The organism is Psychromonas sp. Urea-02u-13 (assembly GCF_002835995.1).
Classification (GTDB): domain Bacteria; phylum Pseudomonadota; class Gammaproteobacteria; order Enterobacterales; family Psychromonadaceae; genus Psychromonas.
The window spans coordinates 1-347 of sequence record NZ_PJBZ01000303.1; the positions used below are offsets into that span (position 1 = coordinate 1).

A 347-nucleotide genomic window follows, 5' to 3' on the forward strand; every position below is an offset into this window, starting at 1 on the left:
TTGCAGTAATAGAATCTGAACGATTGATTGGTAAAAAGCAGTCAATTGAACGTCGATATTACATCACAAGCCACTTAACAAAAGATGCTAAATTTATAAATGAAACAGTTCGTTCTCACTGGGGTGTAGAAAACAATCTACATTGGCAGCTTGATGTAAGTTTTGATGAAGATAGTTGTCGCTTAAGAAGTGGAAATGCAGCCGCTAACTTCTCGTTTTTAAATAAGATTGCATTAGCTCTTCTAAAAAATGAAAAAACAGCAAAAATGGGTATAAAATCAAAACGATTAACAGCAGGTTGGGATGGAAAATATTTAATGAAAGTATTAACTATTGGGTTATAAAAA

Annotated in this window: 1 protein-coding gene; it reads left to right on the forward strand. The window is 32.3% G+C overall.

What is annotated here, in order from left to right:
• On the forward strand, positions 1-344 hold a 344-nt coding region (locus CXF74_RS21805), incomplete at its 5' end, for an ISAs1 family transposase (RefSeq protein WP_157822539.1).
• Between the last annotated feature and the right edge of the window lie 3 nt (positions 345-347).